Origin of the sequence: Halobellus sp. Atlit-38R (assembly GCF_003665925.1) — an archaeon.
Lineage (GTDB): Archaea > Halobacteriota > Halobacteria > Halobacteriales > Haloferacaceae > Haloquadratum > Haloquadratum inordinatus.
This window is the reverse complement of record NZ_QXIJ01000127.1, coordinates 1-610: the sequence shown is the minus strand read 5'-3', so window position 1 is coordinate 610 and position 610 is coordinate 1. Positions and strand designations below refer to the sequence as shown.

At 71.1% G+C, this 610-nt stretch carries 1 protein-coding gene; it reads left to right on the top strand.

Annotated elements, in window-relative coordinates; all coding sequences use genetic code 11:
* Positions 1-610 (top strand): sulfatase-like hydrolase/transferase (locus D3D02_RS18480; protein WP_147435724.1); only part of this gene is annotated, 610 nt, incomplete at both ends.

Sequence of the window (610 nt, the reverse complement as noted above, 5' to 3'; positions counted from 1 at the left end):
ACTGTCACGACCTGGGGCAACACCTCGGCTGCTACGGGGCCGACGTCGACACGCCGAACATCGACCGGATCGCGGCCGACGGCGCGCGGCTGGCGAACAGCTTCTGTTCGGCCCCGCAGTGCTCGCCGAGCCGGTCCAGCATGATGACGGGCTACTACCCCCACGAGAACGGCGTCATGGGGCTCGCGCACATGGGCTGGGCGCTCGGCGACGAGTGGGAGACGCTGCCGAAGCGCCTCCGAAAGGCGGGCTACGAGACGGCGCTGCTCGGCTTCCAGCACGAGGTCCCGGACGACCCCGAGCGGCTCGGCTACGAGTACGTCGACAGCGGGACCAAGCGCGCCCTCGGGCTCGTCGATGTCGTCGACGACTTCCTCGCCGAGCGCGCGGACGCCGACGAGCCCTTCTTCGTCTCCGTCGGCATCGAGGAGCCGCACCGCCCCTTCCGCCGGGAGTACCTCTCCGACGAGACGTACGACGCGTACGACCCCGACGAGGTCCCGCTCGACGACTTCCCGTACCTCCCGGACGCGCCCGGCGTCCGCGAGGACGTCGCCGACCTCCGCTCGGTGATCTCGGAGGTGCTCGATCCCGCGGTGGGGCGGTACCG